This is a genomic window from Microtetraspora sp. AC03309 (genome assembly GCF_020826795.1).
GTDB classification, from domain to species: Bacteria; Actinomycetota; Actinomycetes; order Streptosporangiales; family Streptosporangiaceae; genus Microtetraspora; species Microtetraspora glauca.
In genome coordinates, this window is sequence record NZ_JADDIL010000469.1 from 1 (window position 1) to 486 (window position 486).

The 486-nt window shown below is 62.8% G+C and carries 1 protein-coding gene; it reads right to left on the bottom strand.

The features are described from left to right. The coding region (locus IMZ11_RS43890; protein ID WP_228649655.1) for a cytochrome P450 at window positions 1-486 on the bottom strand (486 nt) is incomplete at both ends.

Sequence of the window (486 nt, forward strand, 5' to 3'; positions counted from 1 at the left end):
GGGATGAAGTAGCCCAGCAGGTCGGTGTCGCGCACCGCCTGGCGGAAGTTGAACGGCAGCGGCGTCATCATCCGCAGTGACTCGTTGATCACCAGGTCGTAGGTTTCCAACTTGTCCAGAGACTCGAAGTCCAGGGGACCGTCGCCGATACGGGCGGAGTCGTCGCGCAGGCGTTCCTGCCACTCCGGATTGGCAGCCAGGTGATAGCACATGGTCGTCATCGTCGACGTCGACGTGTCGTGGGCAGCCATCATCAGGAAGATCATGTGGCTGATGATCTGGTCGTCGGTGAAGCTCTGGCCGTCCTCATCGGCGGTATGACAGAGCACGCTGAACATGTCGGTGCTCTCGGACTGTCGCTTCTCACTGATGCGGCTGGCGAAGTACTCCTCCAGGGTCTTGCGGGCCTGGATGCCGCGCCACCACTTGAGCGGTGGCACCGGTGTCCGCACGATCGCGTTGCCGGCCCGCGTGGTGGTGGTGAAC